The organism is Saccharothrix sp. HUAS TT1, assembly GCF_040744945.1.
In the GTDB taxonomy this organism is placed as follows: domain Bacteria; phylum Actinomycetota; class Actinomycetes; order Mycobacteriales; family Pseudonocardiaceae; genus Actinosynnema.
In genome coordinates, this window is the sequence record NZ_CP160453.1 from 6,705,779 (window position 1) to 6,731,548 (window position 25,770).

Below are 25,770 nucleotides of genomic sequence, written 5' to 3' on the forward strand. Positions count from 1 at the left end.
CCGGGGCTCACCCCCGGTTCGGGGTCACCGCCTGGTCGGTGGTCGCGGCCGACACGCGCCGGGAGATGACCATGCCGAACAGCGCGGCGGTGATGAACATGACGAACCCGTAGACCACCGACGGCATCGCCATCTCGGTGTTGTTGAGCAGCGTCGGGCTCATCCCGATGGCGATCGACAGGGTGGCGTTGTGCAGGCCGATCTCGAACGCCGAGGCGATCGACTCGCGCCTGCCGACCCGCAGCAGCCGCGGCCCGAAGTAGCCGACCGACATGCTGAACAGGTTGAACAGCACGACCACCAGGATGACCTCGCCGAGGATCGCGAACACCTCTTCACCGAGGCCGCTGATCACGCTGGTGATCATCAGGAGCAGCACCACGACCGACAGGATCTTCACCGGGCGCTCCATGCGCTGGGCGAAGTTGCTGAACCTGGCCCGCACCGCCATGCCGACCGCGATCGGGATCAGCACCATGGCGAACACCTGGACGACCTTGTCGAACTGCAGCCCGATCGAGCTGTCCGCGCCGAGGAAGCCCGCGACCGACAGGTTCACGATCACCGGCAGGGTGAACATCGCCAGCACCGAGTTGACCGCGGTCAGCGAGATGTTGAGCGCCAGGTCGCCCTTGAACAGGTGGCTGTACAGGCTGGCCGTGCTGCCGCCCGGGGAGGCGGCGAGCAGCATCATGCCGATCGCCAGCTCGGGCCGCAGCCCGAACACGACCACCAGGCCCAGGCAGATCGCCGGCAGCACCAGCATCTGCGCGACCAGGCAGACCACCATCGCCCGCGGGTACTTCACCACCCGGCGGAAGTCCTCCAGGGTCAGGGTGAGACCGAGCCCGAGCATGATGATGGCCACGGTGATGGGAAAAAGCAGGAGTACCGTGGAGTTGTTCATGACCCACCCAGCCTTCCGCTCGATGTGAGGTGCCTGATCCTCACACCGGGGGGTGGCTCGGTTCTTCTTCCGACGTGCTCAGTGCGCGCCCGCGCCGCTCACGTCGAGCGGCGCGGGCGCGTCACCGGTCAGTCGTTGCCGGCCTCCAGGGCCGCGTGGTCCAGCAGCTCGTCGTCGGGCACCTCGCCGCGGGACGCGATCGCCTCGGCGCCGCCCTCGGGCATCGTGCCGATCAGCTTGGTCGGGGTCACCGGCGTGGCGCCGATCAGCGTCGACTGCCTGCTGCCGACCATGCCGAGCCCGGCGTACTGCTCCAGCTTGGCGCGCGAGTCGGCGATGTCGAGGTTGCGCATGGTCAGCTGGCCGATGCGGTCGACCGGCCCGAACGCCGAGTCCTCGGTGCGCTCCATGGACAGCTTGTCCGGGTGGTAGCTGAACGCGGGCCCGGTGGTGTCCAGGATCGAGTAGTCGTCACCGCGCCGCAGGCGCAGCGTCACCTCGCCGGTGATCGCCATGCCCACCCAGCGCTGCAGCGACTCGCGCACCATCAGCGCCTGCGGGTCCAGCCAGCGGCCCTCGTACAGCAGCCGGCCCAGCTTGCGGCCCTCGTTGTGGTAGGACGCCAGGGTGTCCTCGTTGTGGATGGCGTTGACCAGCCGCTCGTAGGCCGCGTGCAGCAGCGCCATGCCCGGCGCCTCGTAGATGCCGCGGCTCTTGGCCTCGATGACCCGGTTCTCGATCTGGTCCGACATGCCCATGCCGTGCCGACCGCCGATGGCGTTGGCCTCCAGCACCAGGTCCACGGCGGAGGAGAACTCCTTGCCGTTGATCGTCACCGGCCGACCCTGGTCGAAGCCGATCGTGACGTCCTCGGTGGAGATCTCCACCGACGGGTCCCAGAACCGCACGCCCATGATCGGCTCGACGATCTCGATGCCCGCGCCGAGGTGTTCGAGCGCCTTGGCCTCGTGCGTCGCGCCCCAGATGTTGGCGTCGGTGGAGTACGCCTTCTCCGTGCTGGACCGGTACGGCAGGTCGCGCGCGAGCAGCCACTCCGACATCTCGGTGCGACCGCCGAGCTCGCCGACGAACTCCGCGTCCAACCACGGCTTGTAGATCCGCAGGGCCGGGTTGGCCAGCAGGCCGTAGCGGTAGAACCGCTCGATGTCGTTGCCCTTGTAGGTGGAGCCGTCGCCCCAGATCTGCACGTCGTCGTCCAGCATCGCGCGCACCAGCATGGTGCCCGTGACCGCGCGGCCGAGCGGCGTGGTGTTGAAGTAGGCCCGGCCGCCGGACCGGATGTGGAACGCGCCGCAGGCCAGCGCCGCCAGGCCCTCCTCCACAAGGGCCGCGCGGCAGTCGACCAGGCGGGCGATCTCCGCGCCGTAGACCGCGGCCCGACCGGGCACGGAGGCGATGTCGGGCTCGTCGTACTGACCGATGTCCGCGGTGTACGTGCAGGGCACGGCGCCCTTCTCACGCATCCAGGCCACCGCCACGGACGTATCGAGACCACCGGAGAAGGCGATGCCGACGTGTTCGCCGGCGGGGAGGTAAGTGAGCACCTTGGACACGACTAGAAGTATGCACGACGCTGCATGACCATTCATAACCGGGGGTCGAAGTCGCCCCGTCAGGGGTGGTGGCGACCCGCGCGCCCGGGTCGGCGGCCTTCGTTCGACCACCGACCCGGGCTGCCCGCCACTCGCGTCGCGGACCTGCTCAATCGCCCTTCACGTTGACGATCTGCCGCAGCGTGTGGCGCACCTCCACCAGGTCGCGCGCGTCCCGCATCACGACGTCGATGTCCTTGTACGCCGCCGGGATCTCGTCGATGAACGCGTCGGTGTCCCGGTACTCGATGCCGACCATGGCCTGGCGCAGGTCGTCCCGGTTGAACGCCTTGCGCGCGGCCGTGCGCGAGTACTCACGGCCGGCGCCGTGCGGCGACGAGTTCAGCGCGACCCGGTTGCCCTTCCCGACCACCACGTACGACGCCGTGCCCATCGAGCCGGGGATGAGGCCGGGCCGCCCCTCCTCGGCGTTGATGGCGCCCTTGCGGGACAGCCACACCTGCTTCCCGAAGTGCGTCTCCTGCTCCGTGTAATTGTGGTGACAGTTCACGACCTCCCGGCGCTCCACGTCGCGGCCCGTCCACTCGGCCACGCAGTCGACCACCCGGTCCATCATCTCCTCGCGGTTCAGCCAGGCGAACTCCTGGGCCCAGCGCATCTCGCGGATGTAGCGCCAGAACTCGTCCTCGCCCTCGACCAGGTAGGCCAGGTCGCGGTCGGGCAGGCTGATCCACCGGCGCTCGCACTGCTCGTGGGCGATCCGGATGTGCTTCTGGGCGATCTTGTTGCCCACCCCGCGCGACCCGGAGTGCAGGAACAGCCACACCTGCCCGGCCTCGTCCAGCGTGACCTCGATGAAGTGGTTGCCGCTGCCGAGGGTGCCGAGCTGCAGCTGCCAGTTCGCCGCGTAGTCCCGCGGCTCGAACCGGGCCTGCTCGGCCCGCGCGGCGAGCGCGTCGACCCGGTCGCGCGCCGTGCCGGTGAGCCGGGTGTTGTACTTCCCGGCCGACAGCGGCACGGCGTTCTCGATCGCCACGCGCAGGCCGGCGAGCGGGCGCGAGCGGAAGTCGTCGGCGGTGAACTGGGTGCGCACGGCGATCATGCCGCAGCCGATGTCCACTCCGACGGCGGCCGGGATGATCGCGCCCAGGGTGGGGATGACGCTGCCGACCGTGGCGCCCTTCCCGAGGTGCGCGTCGGGCATGAGCGCCAGGTGCGGGAAGATGAAGGGCAGGCGCGAGGTCTTCTCCGCCTGCTCGCGGGTGCCCGGGTCGAGGATGGACGCCCAGTTCACCAGTCGCTCGTTGATCTGCTCCACGCGCCAAAGCTAGGGGTCGGCGAGCCGCGCCGCGAGCGAGATTCGCTCGGTTTGTCGGTGGTCGCCGGTAACTTGTCAGCCGTGAACGCTCGGGAACGCATCCAGGAACTCGCCGACCAGGTCGTCGTGCTGCGTGACGCCTACTACCGCGGCTCGCCGCTGGTGGCCGACGCGGAGTACGACGCCATCGAGGACGAGCTGCGCGGCCTGGTCGAGGCCAACCCGGAGCTGACCCCCGACCCGAACCCGCTGGAGCAGGTGGGCGCGCCGGCCGTGCTGCACGCGCCGATCAGGCACTCGCGGCCGATGCTGTCGCTGGAGAAGGCGACCAGGCCGGAGCAGGTGGTGGCGTTCTTCGACCGCTTCCCCGGCCAGCCGGTGGTGGTCATGCCGAAGCTGGACGGGCTGTCGCTGGCCCTGGTCTACGAGGACGGCCGGTTGACGCGCGCGATCACGCGGGGTGACGGCACGACGGGTGATGACGTCACCTTCCTGGTGCGGGCGTTGACCGACGGGGTGCCCGACCGGGTGAACGCGCCGGGTCGGGTGGAGGTGCGGGGCGAGGCGGTGATGCTGCGCTCCACGTTCGCCGCCTACAACACCGCGCACCCGGACAAGCCGCTGATCAACCCGCGCAACGCCGCCGCGGGCACGTTGCGCGCGAAGGACCCGGCGGTGGTGGCCGAGCGGCGCCTGCGGTTCTTCGCCTTCGACCTCGACACCTCCGAGGGCGGGGCGGCGGCCGACCTGGAGCACGGGTTGCGCGCGCTCGGGTTCGGCGTCGCGGACATGCGGCACTGCGACGACGCGGAGGCGGCGCAGGCGGTGATCGGCGGGATCGAGACCGGGCGCAACGACCTGGACTACGACTTGGACGGCGCGGTGCTGCGGCTGGCGAACCGGGACGCCTTCGCCGCGGCGGGCACGCGGTCGAGTTCGCCGCGCGGGGCGCTGGCGTTCAAGTTCGCCGCCGAGGAGAAGACCACGGTGCTGGCCGACGTGGTGTGGGACGTGGGCAAGACGGGCAAGATCGCGCCGGTGGCGCACCTGGAGCCGGTGTTCGTGGGCGGCACGACGGTCACCAGGGCCACGCTGGCCAACCAGGAGGTGATCCGGGCCCGCGGGATCAGGATCGGCGACACGGTGCTGGTCCGCCGGGCGGGTGACGTGATCCCGTTCGTGGCCGGTGTGCTGGACGAGTCCAAGCGCACGGGCGAGGAGCGGGAGATCGTGCCGCCCGACGCGTGCCCGTCGTGCGGCCACGGGTTGACCGAGCAGGGCAACAGCCGGGAGCTGTTCTGCACCAACGTGGCCTGTCCGGCGCAGACCGTGCGGCGGTTGATCCACTGGGCGTCGCGAGCGGCGGCGGACATCGAGGCGGTCGGTCCGGTGTGGATCGAACGGCTCGCCGAGGCGGGGCTGCTGGAGAACCCGTCCGACTTCTACACCCTGACCAAGGAGCAGCTGCTGGAGTTCGACCGGATCGGCGAGACCTCGGCCGCCCGGATGATCGACTCCATCGCCGCGAGCCGTGCCGTGGGCCTGCGGCGGGCGTTGATCGGCCTGGCGATCCCGATGGCGTCGGAGGGCACCGCCACCCGCCTGTGCCGGGCGGGCTTCGGTTCGCTCGAAGAGGTGGCCGACGCCGGCGAGGAGCGCCTGGTGGCCGTCGAGGACATCGGCCCGAAGGTCGCCGCCTCGCTGATCGAGCACCTGACCCGGCTGCGGCCGGAGCTGGAACGGCTGCGCGAGCGGGGGGTGTCGCTGGACGTGCGGGAGGAGGACCTGCCGCCGGTGGTCGCCTCGGACGCGCCGCTGGCCGGGAAGACGGTGGTGGTCACCGGCGCGATCAACGACCCCCGTTCAGGTGAGAAGGTGCCCCGGCCCACGTTCCAGCGGCTGTGCGAGAAGGCGGGCGCGACCACCGCGTCCTCGGTGTCGGCGAACACCGATTACCTGATCACGGGGGCCGACGTCGGTGCGAGCAAGCTGACGAAGGCCGAGAAGCTGGGGGTGGAGGTGGTGGACCAGGGGGTGATCTGGCAGCAGCTGATCGCCGCCGGGATCGCCTAGCGCGCCGACCGGCCGCCGAACCCCGCGCCCGGTGGGTGGGCTCGGGGAGATGGACGTCGCGCGGCAGGGGGTGGGGCGGCAGGTCTGGCCGGTGGGTTTGGCCGGCGGCGGGGTTCAGGTGAGGCGGGTGGCGCGGTTGTCGGTGCGCAGTCGGTCGCGGCTCAGGGCGGGGCTGCCGCCGGGGGTGCCGGCGGCCAGGCCGGTGAGCTGTTCGCGGGCGCAGTCGGTGCTGGTGAACCGCGGTGACCAGTCCAGCTCGGTGCGCGCTCGCGACGTGTCCACCAGCGGTGACCGGGTGCCCACGTCGAACCAGCCCGGCGACATGCCGATCGCCCGCAGTCCCCACAGCAGGCCCACGGTCGAGCGCATCACGGTCGCGGGCACGGGCACCGCGCGGGCGTCCACGACCCGGGCGAGGTCGGCGGCGGTGAGGACGTCGGCGGCCAGGTTGTAGGCGCCCCGGCCGCGGCGGCGCAGGATTCGGACGATCGCGTCGCCCACGTCGTCGGCGTGCACCAGCTGCACCTTCATGCCCGCCGGGAGCGGGAGGAGCGGGAGCTTGCCGTCGCGCAGCAGGCGGATCAGCCACTGCGGCACCAGCGGGTCGAAGAACAGGGCCAGGAAGCTCGCCGAGGCCGCGCTCTGGGCGACCAGCGTCGGCCGGATCGAGGCGACGGCGGTGTCCGGGTTCTCCTCGGCGAACCGGCTCAGCGCCGCCTCGACCTCGGCCTTGCCCGTGCCGTAGACCGAGCCCGGGATGCCGGTGGCGGGCCAGCTCTCGGCCACCGGCCGGTCGCCCGCCGGGGCGTACACCGCGATCGACGACCCGTGCACGACCTGCGGCACGTTCGCCCGGCGCGCCGCCTCCAGCACGGCCGCGGTGCCCTTGTGGTTGGTGCGGTGCAGCCGTTCGCCCTGCCTGATCGGCTGGAACATCCACGCCAGGTGCACCACGGCGTCCGCGCCGACCATGGCCTCGTCCAGCACGTCGCGCGCGCTCTCCTCCCCCAGGTCGCACGACAGCCAGGTGACGCCGTCGAACGGCGGCACGTGGCCGGGCGCGCGCCGGCAGATGCCGACGACCTGGTGGTCTTCGCCGTCGGCGGCCAGCGCGCGCAGCACGCCGCTGCCCACGTTGCCCGAGGCCCCGGTGATCACGACTCGCACGGCGGGTTCTCCGTCCACTTGGGATCTCCCGCCGGGCTACCCGACCGGGAGGCGCCCAACCTCACCGGATCGGGTCACGCAGGCTGAGGCTCCACCGGCCGGTGCGCTCCACCGCGACGGGCGCCACCGCCACCGGTGGCCGCAGGCCGCGGCTGAGCAGCCGCAGGCGTTGACCGGCACGCCGGTAGAAGCGCAGCTGCACGCGCCGGCCGAACGCCCGCCACCCCCACCGCATCCACCACGGCGCGCGGGGGTGCAACTGCGAGTGACTGCGCGCGCTGAACTCCACCTCACCGGTCAGGTGATCCTTGACCAGTTCGTAGTCGACCCGACCGCGTTCCAGGTGACCTTCCAGCGTCTCGTAGCTCCAGCCCCACAGCGTCCGCTCGGCGGAGGCCTCGTCACGCACGTCGGTGACCCGGACACCCATCAGGAACCGCAGGCCGGGCAGCCTGGCCTGGAGCACCATGTCCCGGCCGAGCAGGTCGGACCCGGCCTCGTAGTAGGCCCGGATGATCTCGGGCGGGGTGAACTCGTAGTCCGCGACGAGCCTTCGTGCCCGCTGCCACAGGCCGTCGGGCTCGGGCGGTCCGGGCGCCTCCCGCCCCAGCTCGTGCCGGTGCACGTCGAACGTCCACCACGGCTCCCGGACCTCCGCCGGGTCGTAGTTGAGCCCACGCCCACGCAGCTCACGCAGCAACGGCCCGATCTCGGCCCGACCCGACAAGGTCACCCGCACGACGACTCCTCGACATCCCGGAGCACGTGGGCTACCCGCCCGCGCCCGCCTCAACCGGCCGGGCGCGGGAGCGCGGCGGGCGGTCGTTATTCGATCGCCGGCGCCCGGTCCGGTACGGCAACATCGATCGCGCCAAGGTGCCCCCGAAGGGAGTCGGATGGCTGCGCCAAGGTCTGGTGAAACCCCGAACAACCGCAAGAAGGCGGTGCTGCTCGCTTTACGCCTCTACAGCCGGGAGCTGTGGCGCCACCGGTCGCTCGGGGTGGGCGCGCTCGTGCTGCCCGCCCTCGGCAACACCTGCCTGCTCTACCTCGCGCCGCTGGCGGTCGGCGCGCTGGCGGGTCGGCTCGCGGGCGGTGGCGACACCGGTCTCACCGCCGTGCTGCCGTACCTGCTGGCGTTCGTCGGGCTGATGCTGTTCGCGGAACTGCTGTGGCGCGTCGGCGTGCACTGCCTGAACCGCACGGACGCGCGCGGCATCGAGCACCTGTCGATCTTCGGCATGGACGCGCTGCTGGCCAAGGACGCGGCGTTCTTCCACGACAACTTCGCCGGATCGCTCACCAAGCGGGTGCTGAGCTTCTCGGGCCGGTTCGAGGAGTTCGTGGACACGATGGCGTTCAAGATCGGCGGCAACCTGATCCCGCTGGGCTTCGCGTGCGTCGTGCTGTGGACCTACCACCCGCTGCTGGTCGTGGTGCTGCTCGGGCTGATCCTGGTCACCGGGTTCGTGGTCGCGCCACTCGTCCGCCGCCGCCAGCAGCTGGTCGACGAGCGCGAAGCCTCCTACGCGCGGGTGTCCGGCCACGTCGCGGACACGCTGTCGAACATGGAGACGGTGCGGGCGTTCGCCGCCGAGCGGCGCGAGGGCGCGGAGCACCGGGTCCGGACCGCCGAGAACCGGGTGCTGGCGCTGCGGTCGTGGGACTACGGCAACCTGCGCATCGACACCGTGGTCGCGCCGCTGTCCGTGCTGACCAACGCGCTCGGCCTGGCCGTGGCCGTCGGGGTCAGCGGTGGGCTCGGCGTGGAGGCGATCGTGGTGACGTTCGCGTACTTCACCAACGCGACGCGGATCATGTTCGAGTTCAACCAGATCTACCGGCGGTTGGAGAGCTCGCTCACCGAGGCCGCCCAGTTCACCGAGCTGCTGCTGGAACCGCCGACCGTGGTCGACCCGCCGGAGCCGGAACCGCTGCGCGTCAAGGACTCCCGAGTCCGGTTCGAGCGCGTGGTGTTCGCGCACGGCGGCGGCGAGCCGCTGTTCACCGGACTGGACCTGGACATCCCGGCGGGCACCCGGATCGGGCTGGTCGGTCGCTCGGGCGGCGGCAAGACCACGCTGACCCGGTTGCTGCTGCGGCTGATGGACGTCGACGGCGGGCGCATCCTCATCGGCGGCCAGGACATCGCGCGGCTGCGCCAGACCGACCTGCGCAGCCTGATCGCGTACGTGCCCCAGGACCCGGCCATGTTCCACCGGACGCTGCGCGAGAACATCGCGTTCGCCCGGCCGGGCGCGACCGAGGCCGAGATCCGCCGCGCCGCGCGGGCCGCCCACGTGGCGGAGTTCGCCGACGCGCTGCCCGACGGGTTCGACACGATGGTCGGCGAGCGCGGCATCAAGCTGTCCGGCGGGCAGCGGCAGCGGGTCGCGCTGGCCCGCGCCATCCTGCGCGACGCGCCCGTGCTGCTGCTGGACGAGGCGACCAGCGCGTTGGACTCGGAGAGCGAGGTGCTGGTCCAGGAGGCGCTGTGGCAGCTCATGGAGGGGCGCACCGCGCTCGTCGTGGCGCACCGGCTGAGCACCGTGGTGCGGATGGACCGGCTGATCGTGCTCGACCAGGGCCGGATCGTGGAGCAGGGCACGCACGCCGAACTGCTCGACGCCGACGGCGCGTACGCGAAGCTGTGGCGACACCAGTCCGGCGGCTTCCTGCACGAGGCGGACGAACCGGTGCCGTTCACGGCGTGACGCCCGGCGGGGGCCGGGTGGCTCAGGCGACGAAGACGCAGAACGGGTGGCCCGCCGGGTCGGCGTACACGTACAGCGGCTCGTCGGGGTCGTCGCTGCGGTCGCGCAGCAGCCGGCCGCCGAGTTCCAGGACGCGCCGGTGCTGCGCCTCCAGCTCCTCGACCGACGTCACGGTCAGGTCCAGGTGCAGTTGCTGCGGCGCCGGCCCGTCCGGCCAGGTCGCCTCCGGCAGGTCGTCGACCTGCTGGAACGCCACCTGCGCACCACCCGCGGGGTCGCGCAGGACCAGCCAGTCGACGCCGCTGTCGTCCTCGCCCGGCTCGTCGCCCGGCCGGTAGACCAGTCCCAGCAGTTGCCGGTAGAACTCGGCCAGCGCCCGGACGTCGGTGCTGTCCAGCACCACCTGCCGCAGCCGGGGCACGCTCTCCGCCACGTCACACCACCTCCGTGATCCATCTTCGCCGATCAGCCCCCGACGTGCACCGCGCCGGGCGCTGAGGGCCATGGGTCCGTGAACGCCCGGCGGGGCGCGTTGCCGCCGGCGTTTCGCCCGGGGTCGCCTCGGGAACCGGTTCGCTTGTGGATCGAGCAGTGGGGGTGGCGGTGGCCGAGGACGTCCGGCGGGCTCGTGATCAGGTGGACCGGGTGGTCGAGAAGCGGCCGGAAGCGGCTCCGGACGGGCAGGGCTTACCCCCGCGCCTCCTCCGGCGGGACCTGGGTCTCACGGTGGCGGCGGGGGTGCTGGACCTCTCGGCGGCGGCGGCGGCGGTGGCGCTCGGGCCGGACTCCGGGCTCACCACCATGACCGGCGTCGGGGTGGGCATGGTGGGCGCGAACGCGGTCATCGAGCGCTTCCAGGAGGTGCGCAGGCGCAACGCGGGAGCGGCACGCCTGCGCGAGCACGGCGCGGACGCGGCCGACACGCTGGCCGCCCTCCGCCACGACGCCCCCACGCCCCGCTGGGCGCTGGTGCTGTGGGCGGCCATCCAGCTGGCCCTGGTCGCCCTGCTCGCGGTGGTCGTGTTCCAGGCGTGGTCGACCGGACCGCTCGCGCAGGTGGTCGCGGTGGTCGCGGTCGCCTTCCGCCTCGCCGCCGGCGCGCTGAGCTACCGGTACTACGCCCGCAGGAACCGGTGGCTGCCGGACTTCGCGCGCGAAGAGGGCATCGCCCTCCCTCCCCTGCCGGAACAGTGGCAGGTGCTCGTGCACCGCCGTTGACCCGACGCGGTCAACGGCCCTCCCGGGCGTGCCACTCCAGCGGTGAGGCGCTGGCGGTGTCGGCGCCGGTGCCCGCCCGGCGATCGGTGTGGTGGGTGCCGTGCCAGTCCAGGCACAGCACGGTGGCGTCGTCGCGCAGGGCGCCCCGGCTGGCGGCGCGCACCGCCCTGGTCAACGCCCGCACGACCTCCCTCGGGTGCAGCGCCCCGGTGTCGAGGATCAGCGCGGGCAGGTCGACGCTCGCCGCGTCGCGCTCGACCATGCCGTCGGTCAGCAGCACCAGCCGGTCCCCGGGTCTCAGGTCCAGGGTCTGCGCGCGGTACCGGGCCTCCCGGTCCACGCCGAAGAGCAGGTCCACCTCCAGCGCGACCGGCTCGACCACGCCGTCGCGCAGGCGCAGCGGCTGCGGGTGGCCGGCGTTGACCACCTCGGCCCGGCCCTGGTCGAGGTGGACGCACAGCAGCAGACCGGTCGCCAGCGCGCCGCGGCCGTGCTCCACCAGCGACTCGTTGGCCTGCCGCGCCTGGGCGACCAGGTCGCACTCGGCGCGCCTGGCGCAGCGCAGCGCAGCCGTCAGGAGCGTCGCGGTCAGGGCCGACGCGACGTCGTGCCCGGCGGCGTCGGTGATCGACAGGTGCAGCACGTCGTGGTCCAGGGCGTAGTCGTACGTGTCGCCGCCGATGTCGTCGGCGGGCACCAGGCCGCCGGCGACGGTGAACTGGGCCGCCTCGCAGCAGGACGCCGTCGGCAGCAGCTGGTGCTGGATCTCGGCGGCCAGGCTCATCCCGGTGGTGCGCCTGCCCGAGTGGTACAGGTCGGTGAACCGGCGGTCGGTGACGATGATGTAGGCCAGCGCGTGCGCGGCCTCGCCGAGCTGGGCCAGCGTCGACTCGTCCAGGCCGGGCACGGTCATCTCCAGCACGCCGACGCAGTCGCCGCGGTTGGTGACCGGCAGCACGACCCACGTGCCCTCGGCGCCGGTGTCGCCGCAGTGGGGTTGCTGGGTGCGCAGCACCTCGTCGTAGGCGCTGCCCGGCAGCGGTATCCGCTCCGGGACGCGCCCGTGCTCGTCCCCGTCGGTCGACGTCAGGCGCACCAGCTGCTCCCCGACGAGGTCGACCAGCAGGAAGGAGACACTGATCGCGCCGAACCGCTTCTCCAGGTTCCGCGCCACCACGTCGACCGACTCCACCGGTGGCGACTGCTCCGCCGCCGCCAGCACGTCTCCCAACCCCAGCTCACCGTCCACCGTGTCCTCCCGGCTCATCCACCCGGTATTACCCACCTGGGCCACGAACATCACTCACCCATCCGGTCGGTCCGATGCGACCGGCTCACCGAATGACGAGCGGGCGCGCTCAAGCGTCGCGTGGTGCCACCTGACCTGCTGGAACGGTCAGATGACGTCGAGGCCGGGGAACGCGGGCGGTCCGGGCCGCAGGCGCCGATCAGGGCGTCCGACAGCCATGAGGGTGAACGGGCGTCGATGATCTTGACCGCCTGCTACAGCGCGGGGTGCTTCGCGGTGGGCGCCCTACAGCGGGGGCGCAGCTCGTGCAGCAACAGGTTCGTCACCACGTCCGTCTCCGCGCACAGCCGCCGCATCCGGGCGGCCTCGATCGCGTTCCGCCGCTGCACCAGGGAGTCCTCGGGCCTCAGCGAGCCGTCGGCGAGCCCCGCCGGCAGCGGCACCGCGCCGGCGGACAGGTCGGCGATCCGCTGCTGCCTGCGGCGGTGGGACTCGGCCGCCACGGCCTCCGTGCCCGCTCGCCCTCGGTGGCCGCGGTCGCGGCGAGTCGGTGCAGCACGAAGGCCAGCAGCAGACCGGTCAGGGCGATCAACCCGTGCGCCGACAGGACCCCCACCACCGTCCGAAGAGGACGGTTCAGCAGCACGACCAGGCCAACCCGGTTGGCCGCGCCGAACGCCCAGTCCACGCTGGTCGCGGTGCGCCCGTCGGGCAGGTCCGCGGTGGCCGGCGCGAACGCGGCGAGCACCGCGGCCAGCACGGCGAACGCGGGCACCTGGACGGGTCGCTCCACTCCAACCGGACCACGGTTCCCGCGCCGGCGGCGGAGGTGACCGCCGCCGTGCCGCCGACCCGGCTCAACCGGCCGCGCACGGACTCCCGCAGCCCCCCTCGGGCACCCACGCCTGCGGGACCAGCAGGTCCCCATCCGCACCCTCGGCCAGAGATGACGGCGATCAGACCGCCGTCGACCACCAGCGCCGCGACGACGCCCGTCCGCAGCGAGGTGCGCCACTGGTAGGTCGCGCAGGCGAACGTGACCAGGGGCCTGGTCCACCCGAGGTCGGCGTGCTCGACGGCATCGGTCGCGAAGGCGCTCAGGCTGACGCCGACCAGCACCACCACGTCCGCCGGCCCGGCCATGCAGTCACGCGCTTCGCAACCGCTCCCCTACTGCCAGTGACGGCGTTACCGGCAGCACCGGTCGATCCGGGTTCGATCGGGCGAGTCCGCCGACGGATCGAGGGACGTCACGTGATCACCCTCCGTGCCCGCTTCGGCGGCGATGCGTGGTGAGCCGGCCCACAGGGCGCCGTTCATCATGCGGTTTCGTCGGTCCTGTTCGGACACTGGAGGTGTGACCACCCAGCCGCTGATCTCGCCCACCCGCATCTACGTGGAGCCCGCCGCCGCGGACCTGCCACGCGGGCGCGCCGTGCTCGACCGGTTCCCCGACGCCGAGCGGGTCGAGGTCGACAGCCACTGGCGCATCCCGGAGCTGCACGGTGACGAGGCCAACGCCCGCCGCTGGGTGCGCATCAAGCAGGAGGCGCTGGTGCTGGGCGTGAAGAAGTCGCTGAGCGCGCGGCCGAACGGGCGTTCGGCGCACTTCATCGCGCCGTCCACGGCGAACGGGTGCGCGATGGCGTGCGCGTACTGCTACGTGCCGCGGCGCAAGGGCTACTCCAACCCGATCACGGTGTTCGCGAACATCGAGCAGATCACCGGCTACCTGGCCAGGCACGTCGCCCGGCAGGGCCCGCTGACCGAGCCGGGCCAGGTGGACGACGCGGCGTGGGTGTACGACATCGGGGAGAACTCGGACGCCTCGGTGGACGCCCTGATCAGCGACAACGTGCGCGACCTGGTCGAGCTGTTCCGCGGCCTGCCCACCGCCAAGGCGTCGTTCGCCACCAAGCACGTCAACCGGGGCCTGCTGGGCTGGGACCCGGGTGGCCGCACCCGGGTGCGGTTCTCGCTGATGCCCGAGCGCACCGCGAAGCTCCTCGACATCCGCACCAGCCCGATCGCCGACCGCCTCGCCGCCCTGGACGACTTCCGCGCCGCCGGGTACGAGGTGCACGTCAACCTCAGCCCGGTCGTGGTGCACGACGGCTGGCTGGACGACTGGCGCGAACTGCTGCGGGCGCTGGGCGACGCGACGTCCCCCGCCACCCGCGACCAGTTGGCGGCGGAGGTCATCATGCTCACCCACAACCAGGCGCTGCACGAGGTGAACCTGCGCTGGCACCCGCGGGCCGAGGACGTCCTGTGGCGGCCCGACCTCCAGGAGTCGAAGCGCAGCGAGGGCGGCGGCGTCAACGTCCGCTACCGGCGGGGCCTGAAGCGCGGGCTGCTGGACGAGCTGCTGGACCTGATCCGCCTGCACGCCCCCTACCTGCGCGTCCGCTACGCGTTCTGAGCGGACCGGGCACGTCCCGTCGTCCGGGTCGGTGCGGGAACGGCGACCGAGCCCGGTGATCGCCGAAGTACGCTGCGCCGGTGATGGCTGACGACGGCACCCCGCGGGCGACGCCCAACCGGTTCGCGGACGCGGTCGGCCCCGCTTCGGACGGTCCGAGCCAGGACCGGTGCGACTGCCTCGGCCTCCGGACCGGGACCCCGCCGACGACCACGTCCTTCCACCGGGACCGGCAGGACGTCACGGCGGCGGGGTGGCTCCGGCTGCTGCGGCTGGTGGACGAGGCGGCGGCGGACGGGCGGGCGGAGTTCGCGCCGTTCACCGGGATGAGCGCCGCCGAACGGCGGCAGGTCGTCACCCTGCCCGCCGCGATCGCGAAGCTGACCGCGGTGAAGCGGCTGGTCCTCTACGGCACGAACCTGGTGCGCGTCCCGCCCGAGATCGGCGCGATGAGCAGCCTCGAGGTGTTCGACCCCTACACCTCGTACCGGCTGCACTGGTACCCGTACGAGCTGACCAGGTGCGCGCGCCTCGCCAACAGCACGGTGAGCACGCGCGCCCTCTACGGCAACTTCAAGTTCCGGCCGCCGTTCCCGGCCCTGCGACCGGTGACCGAGGCGGGTCGGGCGGACCTCGCCGCGCTCGACCCCGGCGTGTGGGGCGCCACCGCCGTGCGGACCTGCAGCGTCTGCGACGGCCCGGTCCGCGAGCTGCGGCAGGTGTGGATCTCCGGCCGGGTCGGCACCGACGTGCTGCCGCTGCTGGTCAACGCGTGCTCCGCGGCGTGCGTGGCGGCGTTGCCGGAACCGGCGCGCGACCACGTGCCGACGCACCACACCGGTGGTCCGGACGTGGTCCAGCCCGACGCCGGCTGGTAGCGCGGTCAGCGTTCCCGGGCCGCCTCGGCGTAGCGGCGGGCCAGTCGGGCGAAGGCGGCCCTGAGCTCGGCCGGTCCGACGACCTCGACGTCGGCGTCGAACCTGCCGACGGCGGCCGCCAGTCCGGGCCACGACCACGAGCCGAGGGTGAGCCGGCAGCGGTCCGGGCCGAGTTCTTCGACCACGCCGTCCGGCAGGAACGGCGACACCTCGGCGGCGGGCAGGGCGAGGACCACCTCGCCGCGGCAGGGCCAGTCGCCGGTGCCGTCGGAGCCGCGGAACCTGCTCGTCACGAACGCGGCCGCGGAACCGCCGGGCACCTCTCGTGGCGCGAACCGGGGGCCGGTGGGGGTGCGCGGGTCGACCCGGTCGGCGCGGAAGATCCGCCAGTCGTCGCGGTCGAGGTCCCACGCGACGAGGTACCAGCGCCCGCCCCTGGTGACGAGGTGGTGCGGTTCCACCCGGCGCGGCGGGCCGGCGTCGGTCCGGGACACCGGCCGGTAGTCGAAGCGCAGCACCTCGCGGGCGTGCACGGCGGCGCTGATCGCCGTCAGCACACCGCTGTCGAGCCGCGCCGCGGCCGGTTCGACCGAGGTCACCTGGAGGGTGTCGATGCGGTGGCGCAACCGGGCGGGCATGACCTGGCGGACCGTGTGCAACGCGCGCGCCGCGGCCTCCTCGATGCCGACGCCGGCGCCGGTGGCGATCCGCAGCGCCACGGCGAGGGCGATGGCCTGTTCGTCGTCGAACAGCAGCGGCGGCAGCTGCGCGCCCGTGCCGAGCCGGTAACCACCGTCCGGTCCCTTGGTGGTGACGATGGGGTAGCCCAGCTCGCGCAGGCGGTCGACGTCGCGGCGCACGGTCCGCGGGCTTACCTCCAGCCGGTCGGCCAGCAGCGTCCCCGGCCAGTCCCGGCGCGCCTGCAACAACGACAGCAGCGCCAGCAGTCGAGCGGAGGTCTTCGGCACGTCCCCCATCCTGCCCGAAGAAGAGGACACACCCTGTCCGCTTCTGCTGCGACCGTTGTCCCACAGCAGTCGACTTGAGGAGCGACCTTGTCCGTCACGACCACCACCCACCTGAACTTCCGCGGTGACGCCCGCGCGGCGCTGGAGTTCTACCGATCCGTGTTCGGCGGCCACCTCGCCGTCGTCACGTACCAGGACGCCGGGAACGTCCAAGGGGAGCCCGACCAGGTGATGTGGGGCCAGGTGCTCGCCGAGGGCGGCTTCCACGTGATGGCCTACGACGTGCCCGCGTCGATGGCCCACGACCGGGGTGAGAACTCGTTCTTCGTCTCGCTGCGCGGCGAGACCGTCGAGGAGGTGACCGGCTACTGGGAGCCGCTGTCCGACGGCGCGACCGTCGTGGTCCCGCTGAGCCCGGCCGGTTGGGCGCCCGCTTATGGGATGCTGCGGGACCGCTTCGGCGTCGTCTGGGTGGTCGACGTCGTCCCCCACTCCTGATCGGGACCGCGACGTGCTGCTGAGCACCCGTGCGCTCAACCGGGCGACGCTCGCCCGGCAGTTGCTGCTGGAGCGCGCCGACCTGCCGGTGGTCGACGCCGTGGCGCACCTGTGCGGCATGCAGGCGCAGGAGCCGCAGGAGCCGTTCGTCGGGCTCTGGTCGCGGCTGCGCGCGTTCGACCCGGCCGCGTTGGACGACCTGGTGACCGGGCGGCGCGTGGTGCGGACCCACCTCATGCGCCGCACGGTCCACCTGGTCACCGCCGACGACGCGCTGGCCTGGCGCGCCCGGCACGGCCCCATGCTGCGGCAACGGGTGCTCGGCGTGTACCGCCGCGAGTTCGACGGGGTGGACCTCGACGAACTCGCGGCGGCGGCACGGGCGGAGCTGGCCGACGGGGAGCCGCGCACGATGCCCGAGCTGGGCCGGGCGCTGGCCACCCGCTGGCCGACCGCCGGGCCGCGGGCGTTGGGCGAGATGGCGATCGCCGCCCTCGTCCCGACGGTGCAGCTGCCGCCGCGCGGGCTGTGGCGCCGGAAGGCGGGCGCGCGCACGGCGCCGCTGGCCTCGTGGCTCGGCCGCGAGGTCGACCCGCCCGCCCCGGCCGGCTCCGACCCGGTCGGGCGGGCGTTGCTGCTGCGCTACCTGGCCGCGTTCGGCCCCGCCGCCACGGCCGACCTGCGCGCCTGGTGCGGCCTCGCCGGCCTGCCCGGCGCGGTCGCCGCGACCCGCCCGGAGCTGGTCGCCTTCCGCGACGAGCGCGGCCGGGAACTGCTGGACCTGCCGGACGCGCCGCGCCCCGACCCCGGCACACCGGCCCCGGTGCGGTTCCTGCCCGCGTTCGACAACGCGGTCCTCGGCTACCACGACCGCGAGCGGATCATCGACCACGCCCACCGCGGCCTGTCGGTCGCCGGTGAGCGCGTCGTGCTGGTCGACGGCCGGGTCGCCGCGACCTGGACCGCGGCTACCGGCGCCGTGACCGTCACCCCGCTGCGCCGCTTCACCCGCGCCGAGCACGCCGCCGTCACCGAGGAGGCTGACGGGCTGACGGCGTTCCTGACCGGCGAGGTTCATCCTGAAGGGTGAACCTCGCCGGGTGGCGGACCACGCCTAGCGGACGACGTCGGCCGACGGTTCGACCGGGAGCCACAGCTCGCAGGTCGCGGTGCTGAAGTCGGCCGCGCGGTCCAGGACCGCGACGATCGAGGGACCCGGCCGCAGGCGCCACGGGTTGGAGGGGAACCACTCGGTCGCGGTCGCGGCCCAGGTCTGCTGGAGGACCTGCGGGTGGGGTCCCGAGGTGCGGAAGACCGCCCACCGGCCGGCCGGGACCTCGATGGCGTCGAGGTCGTCGGGGACCGGTGCGCCGCCGGTGACGGCGACGCCGTGCAGGTAGGTCAGCTCGCTGCCCTCCGCGGCGTCGGGGTCGACGTCGTCGCTGACCTGCAGCAGGCCGGCGGGCTCCGTGTCGCCCAACGCCTTGAGCCGGGCGTGCTCCCCGGCCGGCAGCGCGCTGATGTGCTGCTGGATGTGCGGGTTGACGCCGTGGTGGATGAGCGGGACGCGGGCGGCGTGGCCGACCAGGCGGAACGCGGGCCGGTCCACGAGGCGGGTGTCCATGGGGGTGCTCCCTTCGACGGTCAGGCGGAACCTGAGCTGCGGTTGTGCGCGAAGGGGGCCTCCGTCGCGGCGGACGTCACCGGGCCCGGCTCCGTGGACGGACCGGAACGCCCGGCCGAACGCCTCGGCCGAGCCGTAGCCGTGCCGGACGGCGATGCCGAGCAGGTCGCCCCGGCCCCGGACCACGTCGCCGGCGGCGACGGTCATCCGCCGCCGCCGCACGTACTCCGACAGCGGCATCCCCGCCAGCGACGAGAACATCCGGCGCAGGTGGTACTCGGTCGTGCCGTGCGCCGCGGCCAGGTCGCCGACGTCCAGCTCTTCGGCCAGGTGCTCCTCGACCAGGGCTACGAGCCGGTTGAGCGCCGAGATCATGAGGCCCCCCTTTCGACGTCAACCCTGGTCGACGGCGCCCCGGCCGCGCCCGATCGCCCCGGTCCGATCCGGTCATCCGACCACGCGCCCAGGCGGTCGGGCCGACGGCGGCCACTACTCCACCTGGCGGTCCCGCGCTACCTGACACATTGTCGAACGCGGCTTTGCCGGTGGCACGGGACCCGTAACACGATCGCGGTGCCGTTGTCCGTACCCATGGCCGGAGGTCGTGATGCCAGTGCGCGAAGGCGTCGTCGCCCGAACCACCGCGGGCGCCGTCGCGGGTGAGCGGACCGGTGGGGTGGTGGTCTGGCGCGGGGTGCCCTACGCCGCGCCGCCGGTCGGGGCGCTGCGGTTCGCCTCGCCCCGCCCGCCGCGACCGTGGGACGGGGTGCGCGACGCCACCGCGTTCGCGCCCGCGTCGCTCCAGTCGATCATCCCCGGCAGCTCCGAGGACTCGCTGTACGCGAACGTGTGGTCGCCCGGCCCGGACGGCCACCGGCCGGTGCTCGTCTACGTCCACGGCGGCGGCTGGCAGGTCGGGGCGGGCAGCCTGGGCGCCTACGCCGGCGCGCGCCTGGCCGAGCGGGGCGACCTGGTGGTCGTGACCTTCAACTACCGGCTCGGCGTGCTCGGGTTCGGCGCGCACGAGGACCTGACCGACCCGGACACCGGCTCGCACGCCAACTGGGGGCTCCAGGACCAGGCGGCGGCGCTGCGCTGGGTGCGGGACAACGCGGCCGCGTTCGGCGGCGACCCCGACAACATCACCCTGGCCGGGACGTCGGCGGGCGGTTCCAGCGCCTGGCAGCTGGCCCTGCTGCCGGAGGTGCGGGCGCTGATCCGGCGGATCATCCCCATCAGCGCCTGCCACGTGTGGTCGCCCGCCACCTCGCTCGACCACGCCGACGCGCGCGCCACCTACGAGGCGCTGGCCGACCAGCTCGGGACGACCGTGCGCGGCCTGCGCGAGGCGCCCGTCGAGGTGCTGGCGGACGCCTGGGAGAAGTTCTTCTCCGGCGACCCGCGCCGGCGGGAGGTGGCCAGCGGCCGGGAGTTCCGGGGTCCGGTGGTCGACGGGCGGTGGGTGCTAGGTCACGACCACGAACTGCCCACCCCGGACCTGCCGATGATGGTCGTGCACACGTCCACCGAGGGCTCGTTCTACACCGGCCCGAACCCGCCGCAGCCCGCGCCCACGCCCGCGCCGACCACCGACGCGGAACTGCGCACGGCGATCCGGGCGGTGCTGGACAAGGGCGCGGCCGACGTGCCCGACTCCCTGGTGGAGGGGTGCGTCTCGGCCTACCGCGAGGCCGCGCTGGCGGAGGGCCGCCCCGCGGACCCGCTGTGGCTGTGGACCGAGATCTGGGGCGACGCCCTGTTCCGCTACCACATCGTGCGGCTGTCCGAGCGGCACGCCCGCGACGGGCGCACGCCCCAGTACGTCATGGAGTTCGCCCACCCGGTGCTGACGCCGTACTTCGGCACGCCGCACGAGGCCACGTCACCGCACCTGTTCGGCACCTACGCCGACCGGGAGGCGCTGCGCGAGTGCTGGAACCTCCCGGTGGAGCCGCAGGTGTTCGCGGTGGACGGGACCGCCGCCGCGGTGGCGGAGAACTTCATGGACCTGGTCGCGTCCTTCGCCCGCGGCGAGGCGCCCACCAGCGCCGCCGTGCCGGAGTGGCCCGTGCACGACCCCGCCGCGCCCACCACGCTGGTGCTGGGCGGCGAGCGGGTCGCGGCGATCGGGCACGTGGCCAAGACGCGCCAACTGCGGTTCTGGGACGAAGCGGGCTGGATCCCCAGGGCCTGACCACACGCCCGGCCGCACGGAGGCGGTCGGTTGTTCAACCACGGTGAGCGAGGTCGGATCGACATGACGAGAGCGGACAGCCCTGTTCAGGAGGATCGCGCGCGGGTGCCGCTGAAGACGTGGTCGGCGGTCCTGACCGTGTCCCTGGGCATCTTCCTGCTGGTGACGGCGGAGCAGCTGCCGATCGGGCTGCTGACGCCCGTGGCCACCGACCTGGACGTGTCGGTCGGCACGGCGGGCGTGATGGTCACCGTGCCGGGTGTCGTCGCCGCCATCTCCGCGCCGTTGGTGCCGGTGGTGGTGGGCCGGCTGGACCGGCGGGTGCTGCTGGTCGTGCTGATGGCGCTCATGACGGCGGCCAGCGCCCTGTCCGCGGTCGCGCCGAACTTCGCCGTGCTGCTCGCGTCCCGGGTGCTGGTCGGCGTCACGATCGGCGGTTTCTGGGCGATCGCGGGCGGGCTGGCCGTCCGCCTGGTGCCCGCGCACGCGGTGACCCGGGCCACGGCGGTCATCTTCGGCGGGGTCGCGGCGGCGAACGTGTTCGGCGTCCCGCTCGGCACGCTCATCGGCAGCGCCACGGGCTGGCGCACGGCGTTCATCGCCCTGGGCGTCCTGGCGCTGCTGGTGCTGGTCGGGCTGTTCCTGCTGCTGCCGGGGCTGCCGCCCGACCGACCGGTCCGGGTCGGCGAGCTCGTGGCGCAGCTGCGCGACCCGGGCGTGCGCGCGGGCATCGTCGCCACGTTCCTGATCGTGTCCGGCCACCTCGCCGCGTTCACCTACGTCAGCCCGTTGCTGCAGCGGATCTCGGGGTTGGGCGAAGGCGTGGTCGGGGCGCTGCTGTTCGGGTTCGGCGCCGCCGGGTTCATCGGCAACTTCATCGCGGGCGCCGCCGTGGCGCGCGGGGTGCGGCGGACCGTCCTGGTGATCACCGTGTCGCTGGCGGCGGTGATGCTGCTGTTCCCCGTCCTGGGCCGCGGCCCGGTCGGCGGCATCGCCTTGCTGCTGCTGTGGGGACTGGCCTACGGCGGTGTGTCGGTGACCCTCCAGACGTGGATGTTCAAGGCCGCGCCCGACGCGGTGGAGGCCGCCACGTCGCTGTGGGTGGCGGTGTTCAACTTCTCCATCGCCCTGGGGGCGCTGGTCGGCGGCGTCGTGGTCGACCGGGTCGCCCTGCCCGCCGTGCTGGTCCTCGGCGGCGTCCTGGTCCTCGTCACGCTCCTGGCGTTGTGGGGCGCGCGCCGGGCCCGGTTCGCCTGAGCCGGGATGGGAGGAGGAGAACAGGTGCACGAGCTGAAGCTGCCGTCCGGCGGGTCGCTGATCCCGCCCGGCGCCCCCGAGCACGAGGCCGAGCAGGTCGGGTTCAACCTGATCGTGCCGGCGGGCAGGCCGGCCGCCCTCGTGGCCGCCGCGGGCCCGGACGACGTGCTGGAGGCGGTGCGGCACGCGGCCGACCGGGGCCTGCCGATCGGCGTGCAGGCGACCGGCCACGGCGTGGCGCTGCCGTTCGACGGCGCGGTCCTGATCAGCACGAGGGCGATGGACCAGGTGCGCATCGACCCCGTCGCGCGGACCGCCGTGGTCCGAGCCGGCGCGCGCTGGGGCGAGGTCGTGCGCAGGGCCTCCGAGTTCGGCCTGGCGCCCCTCAACGGCGCCTCGCCGTCGGTCGGGGTGGTCTCGTACCTGCTGGGCGGCGGGTTGGGCCACCTCGGCCGGTCCTACGGCTACGGCGCGGACCGGGTGCGCTCGCTCGAAGTGGTGACGCCCAAGGGCGAGGCGCTGCACGTGTCGCCGCGGCACCACCCGGACCTGTTCTGGGGGCTGCGCGGCGGCAAGGGCAACTTCGGCGTGGTCACGTCGGTCCAGATCGAGCTGGTGGTGGTCCCCCGGCTCTACGGCGGCGCGCTGCTGCTGCCCGGCGAGGCCGCGGGCGACGTGCTGCGGACCTGGCGGGACTGGACCCGCGGGATGCCCGACCGGATGCAGTCGGGCCTGGCGTTCATGCGGTTCCCGGACGACCCGGGGCTGCCCGAGCCGATGCGCGGCCGGTTCCTGGCCCACCTGCGGCTGGCCTTCAACGGTCCCGCCGAGGAGGGCGAGCGCCTGGTGCGTCCGCTGCGGGAGATCCGGCCGCCGGTGCTGGACCTGGTGCGCGACATGTCGTACGCGCGGGTCGCCGAGATCAACATGGACCCGACGCGGCCCGGCGTCTACTTCGAGCGGTCGGCGCGGCTGCGCGCGCTGGACGACGCGGCCCTCGACACCCTGCTGGGGTTCGTCGAGGAGATGGCCGACGGCGTGCGGCCCGGCATCGAGCTGAGGCACCTGGGCGGCGCGCTCGGCCGCCACCCCGAGCACCCGAACGCGCTGCCGTTCCGCGAGGCCGAGTACACCCTGTTCACCGGGATGCCGGTCGGTCCCGGCGAGGCGGACGAGGTGCACGGGCACCAGCAGCGGCTGGTCGACGCGATGCTGCCGTGGCGCATCGGCGGCCCGTTCCTCAGCTTCATCAGCGCGCGGGAGAACACCCCGGAGGCGATGCGGTCGGCCTACGACCACCAGACCTACCAGGGGCTGGTGCGGCTGAAGGACGCGCACGACCCGGAGAACCTGCTGCGGCTCAACCACAACATCCCACCGACCGGGTGGACCGGTGGAGGAAGCGGTGAACACCGTGCGTGAACTGAAGATCCTGGCCCTGTCCGGCAGCCTGCGGGCCGGTTCCTACAACACCGCGCTGGTGCACGCGGCCCGGAAGGTCAACCCCGGCGGCATGGCGATCGAGCTGTACGAGGGGCTGGGCGACCTGCCGCTGTACAACGCCGACCTCGACACCGACGAGCCGCCGGCCGCCGTCGCGGACCTGCGCGACCGGATCACCGCGGCCGACGGCCTGCTGATCGCCACGCCGGAGCACAACTACTCGATCCCGGCCGCGCTGAAGAACGCGCTCGACTGGGCCAGCACGCCGCTGCCGCGGTGGGCGCTGCAGGGCAAGCCGGTCGCCATCGCGGGCGCCTCGCCGACCGCGATGGGCACGGCACGGGCGCAGCTGGCCCTGCGCCAGGTGTTCCTGTGGACCGACTGCGACGTCGTGGTCAAGCCCGAGGTGGCCGTCTTCCGCTGCCACGAGCGGTTCGAGGACGGCGTCCTGACCGACGAGGTGTCGGCGGCGTTGCTGCGGGACCTCCTGCTGGCCCTGGAACGGAAGATCCGCAACCGATGAAGGAGGGCACATGATCGCCGCAGCACAGGTCGACCGCTACCTGGAGCGGATCGGCGCGCAGCGCCCGGAGCGGGCCGACCTGGCCGCGCTCCGGCACCTCCAGGAGCGGCACGTCCTGTCCGTCCCGTTCGAGAACGTCGACTACCACGTCGAGGGCGCGGAGGTCAGCCTCGACCGGGACCGCATCCTCGACAAGATCGTGGACCGGCGGCGCGGCGGCGGTTGCTACGAGCTGAACCCCGCGTTCGCGACCCTGCTGGGCGCGTTGGGGTTCACCGTCTCGATGCTGCCCGGCCGGGTCTACCTGGGCGGCCGGTTCGGCCCGCCGCTGTGCCACCTCGCGCTGCGGGTCGACCTGGACGAGCCGTACCTGGTCGACGTCGGCTTCGGCAAGGGCAGCCGGCGCCCGTTGCGGATCGGCGAGACGGGCGTGCAGCACGACCCGCACGGCGACTACCGGGTGGAGGTGACGGAGGAGGGCGACATCGACGCCTTCCTGAACGGCGACCGCCAGTACCGGCTGGAGAACCGGCCGACCGAGCTGACCGACTACCTGCCGACGTTCTGGTGGTACCGGACCGCGCCGGACTCGGTGTTCCGGCACAACCTGATCACCACGCTGCAGACCGACTTCGGCCGGGTGACGCTGAACGGCGAGGAGCTGACCCGCACCGACCGGGACGGGCGGCGCACCGAGCGCCTGGTCGGCGAGGACGCCGTCCGGGACGCCTACGAGAAGCACTTCGGCATCGTGCTCGACCGGCTGCCGACCGAACCGCGCATCGACCCGGCGGAGCGGATCGTCATGCAGATCGACTGACCCGCGACGACGAGAAGGGGCTCCCGGTCCGTCCGGGAGCCCCTTCCCGTCGTCGAGTCGTCGAGTCGTCGGTCTCAGTCCGGCAGCGAGGCGAGCACCGCCTTCAGCTCCGGCTCGGTCAGCTCGATGCCGAACCGGTCGGCCAGCAGGTCGGCGTACCCGTCGTCCTCGACCCGCGACACCTCGCGGGCGCCGTCGGCGCGGCGCAGGGTCAGGGTGCGGTCGTCCAGGTTGAGCCGCTGGTCCTCGGCCAACCGCTCCACGAACACCCGGCCCACGAACGGCGAGCGCGGGTGGGTGGAGATGTAGTGGTTGGCCACCACGCAGTCGATGTGGTGGTGCGCCTCCAGCGTGAACCGGTAGAGCGGGAACCAGGCGTCACCCCGCCGCAGGTGCACGCCCCACGGCTGCTCCCGCTCGCCGTCGTGGGCCAGCCGGTACACCCAGCCGCCCTGCTCGGAGACCGCGCCGTCGACGAACGGCAGCGGCTCCAGCGGCCCGTCGTCGCCGAAGCCGACGTCGGCGAGCTGGACCGTGCCGTCGTCCAGCTCCACCCGCAGCGCCAGGTGGGTCCGCGGCAGCGTCTTGCGGTACTCCAGGTCCGGCCGGGCGTACAGCCGGGTGACCCGGTAGCCGAGCCGTTCCAGCAGGGCGGCGAACAGCATGTTGTGCTCGTAGCAGTAGCCGCCGCGGCTGCTCCGGAGCAGCTTGGCCTGCATCACGCCCACGTCGAGGTCGACACCGCGGCCGAGCACCACGTCCAGGTTCTCGAACGGGATGGCCAGCGCGTGGGCGCGGTGCAGCAGGCGCAGGGTCTCCGCCGTCGGCGGCAGCGGCCACCCGACGCCGAGCCGCTCGAGGTAGGCGTCGACGTCGAGGCGGTCGGCCTCCCACTGGTCCTCGGTGCGCATCTCGCTCCCCTC

Annotated in this window: 24 protein-coding genes; 12 read left to right on the top strand and 12 right to left on the bottom strand. The window is 73.2% G+C overall.

Going from position 1 to position 25,770, the window contains the following annotated elements; translation table 11 throughout:
• Nucleotides 1-7: 7 nt before the first annotated feature.
• The 3 genes from AB0F89_RS30110 to AB0F89_RS30120 form a co-directional block, all read right to left on the bottom strand.
• Nucleotides 8-907 carry a bile acid:sodium symporter family protein gene (locus AB0F89_RS30110; protein ID WP_367129018.1) on the bottom strand — a complete coding sequence of 300 codons (900 nt, stop codon included), beginning with the start codon at nucleotides 905-907 and terminating at the stop codon, nucleotides 8-10.
• Nucleotides 908-1,035: 128 nt separating this feature from the next.
• Nucleotides 1,036-2,481 (bottom strand): argininosuccinate synthase, encoded by a 1,446-nt coding sequence (gene argG / locus AB0F89_RS30115; RefSeq protein ID WP_367129019.1) that lies wholly within the window; start codon nucleotides 2,479-2,481, stop codon nucleotides 1,036-1,038.
• 148 nt (nucleotides 2,482-2,629) lie between these two features.
• Entirely contained in the window at nucleotides 2,630-3,799 is a 1,170-nt protein-coding gene (locus AB0F89_RS30120; protein WP_367129020.1) for an RtcB family protein, read from the bottom strand.
• A gap of 81 nt (nucleotides 3,800-3,880) precedes the next feature.
• On the opposite strand from AB0F89_RS30120, the gene ligA reads away from it, so the two are divergent.
• Nucleotides 3,881-5,872, top strand: a complete 1,992-nt coding sequence (gene ligA / locus AB0F89_RS30125; protein ID WP_367129021.1) for an NAD-dependent DNA ligase LigA — start codon at nucleotides 3,881-3,883, stop codon at nucleotides 5,870-5,872.
• A 114-nt stretch (nucleotides 5,873-5,986) separates the two neighbouring features.
• On the opposite strand, the gene AB0F89_RS30130 is transcribed toward ligA, so the two are convergent.
• Nucleotides 5,987-7,039, bottom strand: a complete 1,053-nt coding sequence (locus tag AB0F89_RS30130) for an NAD-dependent epimerase/dehydratase family protein (protein ID WP_367129022.1) — start codon at nucleotides 7,037-7,039, stop codon at nucleotides 5,987-5,989.
• 61 nt (nucleotides 7,040-7,100) lie between these two features.
• Nucleotides 7,101-7,778, bottom strand: coding sequence for a DUF1990 family protein (locus AB0F89_RS30135; RefSeq protein WP_367129023.1), 678 nt, complete (start codon nucleotides 7,776-7,778; stop codon nucleotides 7,101-7,103).
• A gap of 157 nt (nucleotides 7,779-7,935) precedes the next feature.
• Here AB0F89_RS30135 and AB0F89_RS30140 point away from each other — a divergent pair, with 157 nt between their 5' ends.
• On the top strand, nucleotides 7,936-9,753 hold the full coding sequence (locus tag AB0F89_RS30140) for an ABC transporter ATP-binding protein (RefSeq protein WP_367129024.1): 1,818 nt from the start codon (nucleotides 7,936-7,938) through the stop codon (nucleotides 9,751-9,753).
• Between the two features lie 22 nt (nucleotides 9,754-9,775).
• Here the strand turns inward: AB0F89_RS30140 and AB0F89_RS30145 are convergent, their stop codons facing one another.
• On the bottom strand, nucleotides 9,776-10,186 hold the full coding sequence (locus tag AB0F89_RS30145) for a VOC family protein (protein ID WP_367129025.1): 411 nt from the start codon (nucleotides 10,184-10,186) through the stop codon (nucleotides 9,776-9,778).
• Between the two features lie 158 nt (nucleotides 10,187-10,344).
• Here AB0F89_RS30145 and AB0F89_RS30150 point away from each other — a divergent pair, with 158 nt between their 5' ends.
• Nucleotides 10,345-10,971, top strand: coding sequence for a hypothetical protein (locus AB0F89_RS30150; protein WP_367129026.1), 627 nt, complete (start codon nucleotides 10,345-10,347; stop codon nucleotides 10,969-10,971).
• A 10-nt stretch (nucleotides 10,972-10,981) separates the two neighbouring features.
• On the opposite strand, the gene AB0F89_RS30155 is transcribed toward AB0F89_RS30150, so the two are convergent.
• The 3 genes from AB0F89_RS30155 to AB0F89_RS30165 all read right to left on the bottom strand — a co-directional run bounded on the left by AB0F89_RS30155 (nucleotide 10,982) and on the right by AB0F89_RS30165 (nucleotide 13,013).
• Nucleotides 10,982-12,238 (bottom strand): PP2C family protein-serine/threonine phosphatase, encoded by a 1,257-nt coding sequence (locus AB0F89_RS30155; RefSeq protein WP_367129027.1) that lies wholly within the window; start codon nucleotides 12,236-12,238, stop codon nucleotides 10,982-10,984.
• A 236-nt stretch (nucleotides 12,239-12,474) separates the two neighbouring features.
• Nucleotides 12,475-12,609 (bottom strand): hypothetical protein, encoded by a 135-nt coding sequence (locus AB0F89_RS30160; protein WP_367129028.1) that lies wholly within the window; start codon nucleotides 12,607-12,609, stop codon nucleotides 12,475-12,477.
• Nucleotides 12,610-12,626: 17 nt separating this feature from the next.
• On the bottom strand, nucleotides 12,627-13,013 hold the full coding sequence (locus AB0F89_RS30165; protein WP_367129029.1) for a hypothetical protein: 387 nt from the start codon (nucleotides 13,011-13,013) through the stop codon (nucleotides 12,627-12,629).
• A gap of 564 nt (nucleotides 13,014-13,577) precedes the next feature.
• Between AB0F89_RS30165 and AB0F89_RS30170 the strand changes: the two genes are divergently transcribed.
• Nucleotides 13,578-14,642 (top strand): spore photoproduct lyase family protein, encoded by a 1,065-nt coding sequence (locus AB0F89_RS30170; RefSeq protein ID WP_367129030.1) that lies wholly within the window; start codon nucleotides 13,578-13,580, stop codon nucleotides 14,640-14,642.
• Nucleotides 14,643-14,725: 83 nt separating this feature from the next.
• On the top strand, nucleotides 14,726-15,520 hold the full coding sequence (locus AB0F89_RS30175; RefSeq protein ID WP_367139051.1) for a leucine-rich repeat domain-containing protein: 795 nt from the start codon (nucleotides 14,726-14,728) through the stop codon (nucleotides 15,518-15,520).
• Between the two features lie 5 nt (nucleotides 15,521-15,525).
• Here the strand turns inward: AB0F89_RS30175 and AB0F89_RS30180 are convergent, their stop codons facing one another.
• On the bottom strand, nucleotides 15,526-16,488 hold the full coding sequence (locus AB0F89_RS30180; RefSeq protein WP_367129031.1) for a helix-turn-helix transcriptional regulator: 963 nt from the start codon (nucleotides 16,486-16,488) through the stop codon (nucleotides 15,526-15,528).
• 87 nt (nucleotides 16,489-16,575) lie between these two features.
• Here AB0F89_RS30180 and AB0F89_RS30185 point away from each other — a divergent pair, with 87 nt between their 5' ends.
• Together AB0F89_RS30185 and AB0F89_RS30190 are read left to right on the top strand one after the other, a co-directional pair.
• The gene (locus tag AB0F89_RS30185; protein ID WP_367129032.1) at nucleotides 16,576-16,986 is read left to right on the top strand and encodes a VOC family protein; all 411 of its coding nucleotides are present in this window, start codon (nucleotides 16,576-16,578) and stop codon (nucleotides 16,984-16,986) included.
• A 13-nt stretch (nucleotides 16,987-16,999) separates the two neighbouring features.
• Entirely contained in the window at nucleotides 17,000-18,076 is a 1,077-nt protein-coding gene (locus tag AB0F89_RS30190; protein WP_367129033.1) for a winged helix DNA-binding domain-containing protein, read from the top strand.
• A gap of 24 nt (nucleotides 18,077-18,100) precedes the next feature.
• On the opposite strand, the gene AB0F89_RS30195 is transcribed toward AB0F89_RS30190, so the two are convergent.
• On the bottom strand, nucleotides 18,101-18,985 hold the full coding sequence (locus tag AB0F89_RS30195) for a GyrI-like domain-containing protein (protein WP_367129034.1): 885 nt from the start codon (nucleotides 18,983-18,985) through the stop codon (nucleotides 18,101-18,103).
• A gap of 232 nt (nucleotides 18,986-19,217) precedes the next feature.
• Here AB0F89_RS30195 and AB0F89_RS30200 point away from each other — a divergent pair, with 232 nt between their 5' ends.
• The 5 genes from AB0F89_RS30200 (at nucleotide 19,218) to AB0F89_RS30220 (ending at nucleotide 24,847) form a co-directional block, all read left to right on the top strand.
• Nucleotides 19,218-20,804 carry a carboxylesterase/lipase family protein gene (locus tag AB0F89_RS30200; RefSeq protein ID WP_367129035.1) on the top strand — a complete coding sequence of 529 codons (1,587 nt, stop codon included), beginning with the start codon at nucleotides 19,218-19,220 and terminating at the stop codon, nucleotides 20,802-20,804.
• Nucleotides 20,805-20,867: 63 nt separating this feature from the next.
• Nucleotides 20,868-22,061, top strand: a complete 1,194-nt coding sequence (locus tag AB0F89_RS30205; RefSeq protein WP_367129036.1) for an MFS transporter — start codon at nucleotides 20,868-20,870, stop codon at nucleotides 22,059-22,061.
• 24 nt (nucleotides 22,062-22,085) lie between these two features.
• Nucleotides 22,086-23,483, top strand: a complete 1,398-nt coding sequence (locus AB0F89_RS30210) for an FAD-binding oxidoreductase (protein ID WP_367129037.1) — start codon at nucleotides 22,086-22,088, stop codon at nucleotides 23,481-23,483.
• A complete protein-coding gene (locus tag AB0F89_RS30215) occupies nucleotides 23,467-24,027 on the top strand; it encodes an NADPH-dependent FMN reductase (protein ID WP_367129038.1) in 561 nt (186 codons plus the stop codon). The genes AB0F89_RS30210 and AB0F89_RS30215 overlap by 17 nt, the downstream gene beginning before the upstream one ends.
• A 10-nt stretch (nucleotides 24,028-24,037) precedes the next feature.
• Nucleotides 24,038-24,847 (top strand): arylamine N-acetyltransferase, encoded by an 810-nt coding sequence (locus AB0F89_RS30220; protein ID WP_367129039.1) that lies wholly within the window; start codon nucleotides 24,038-24,040, stop codon nucleotides 24,845-24,847.
• Nucleotides 24,848-24,921: 74 nt separating this feature from the next.
• Here the strand turns inward: AB0F89_RS30220 and AB0F89_RS30225 are convergent, their stop codons facing one another.
• Nucleotides 24,922-25,758, bottom strand: coding sequence for an arylamine N-acetyltransferase (locus AB0F89_RS30225; protein WP_367129040.1), 837 nt, complete (start codon nucleotides 25,756-25,758; stop codon nucleotides 24,922-24,924).
• Nucleotides 25,759-25,770: the final 12 nt, after the last annotated feature.

Bases quoted from the DNA above. Each gene is read 5' to 3' on its own strand.
- AB0F89_RS30110 (WP_367129018.1), bottom strand. From the start codon at position 907: ATGAACAACTCCACGGTACTCCTGCTTTTTCCCATCACCGTGGCCATC.
- AB0F89_RS30140 (WP_367129024.1), top strand. From the start codon at position 7,936: ATGGCTGCGCCAAGGTCTGGTGAAACCCCGAACAACCGCAAGAAGGCG.
- AB0F89_RS30155 (WP_367129027.1), bottom strand. From the start codon at position 12,238: ATGAGCCGGGAGGACACGGTGGACGGTGAGCTGGGGTTGGGAGACGTG.
- AB0F89_RS30175 (WP_367139051.1), top strand. From the start codon at position 14,726: ATGGCTGACGACGGCACCCCGCGGGCGACGCCCAACCGGTTCGCGGAC.
- AB0F89_RS30195 (WP_367129034.1), bottom strand. From the start codon at position 18,985: ATGATCTCGGCGCTCAACCGGCTCGTAGCCCTGGTCGAGGAGCACCTG.
- AB0F89_RS30200 (WP_367129035.1), top strand. From the start codon at position 19,218: ATGCCAGTGCGCGAAGGCGTCGTCGCCCGAACCACCGCGGGCGCCGTC.
- AB0F89_RS30205 (WP_367129036.1), top strand. From the start codon at position 20,868: ATGACGAGAGCGGACAGCCCTGTTCAGGAGGATCGCGCGCGGGTGCCG.
- AB0F89_RS30220 (WP_367129039.1), top strand. From the start codon at position 24,038: ATGATCGCCGCAGCACAGGTCGACCGCTACCTGGAGCGGATCGGCGCG.
- AB0F89_RS30225 (WP_367129040.1), bottom strand. From the start codon at position 25,758: ATGCGCACCGAGGACCAGTGGGAGGCCGACCGCCTCGACGTCGACGCC.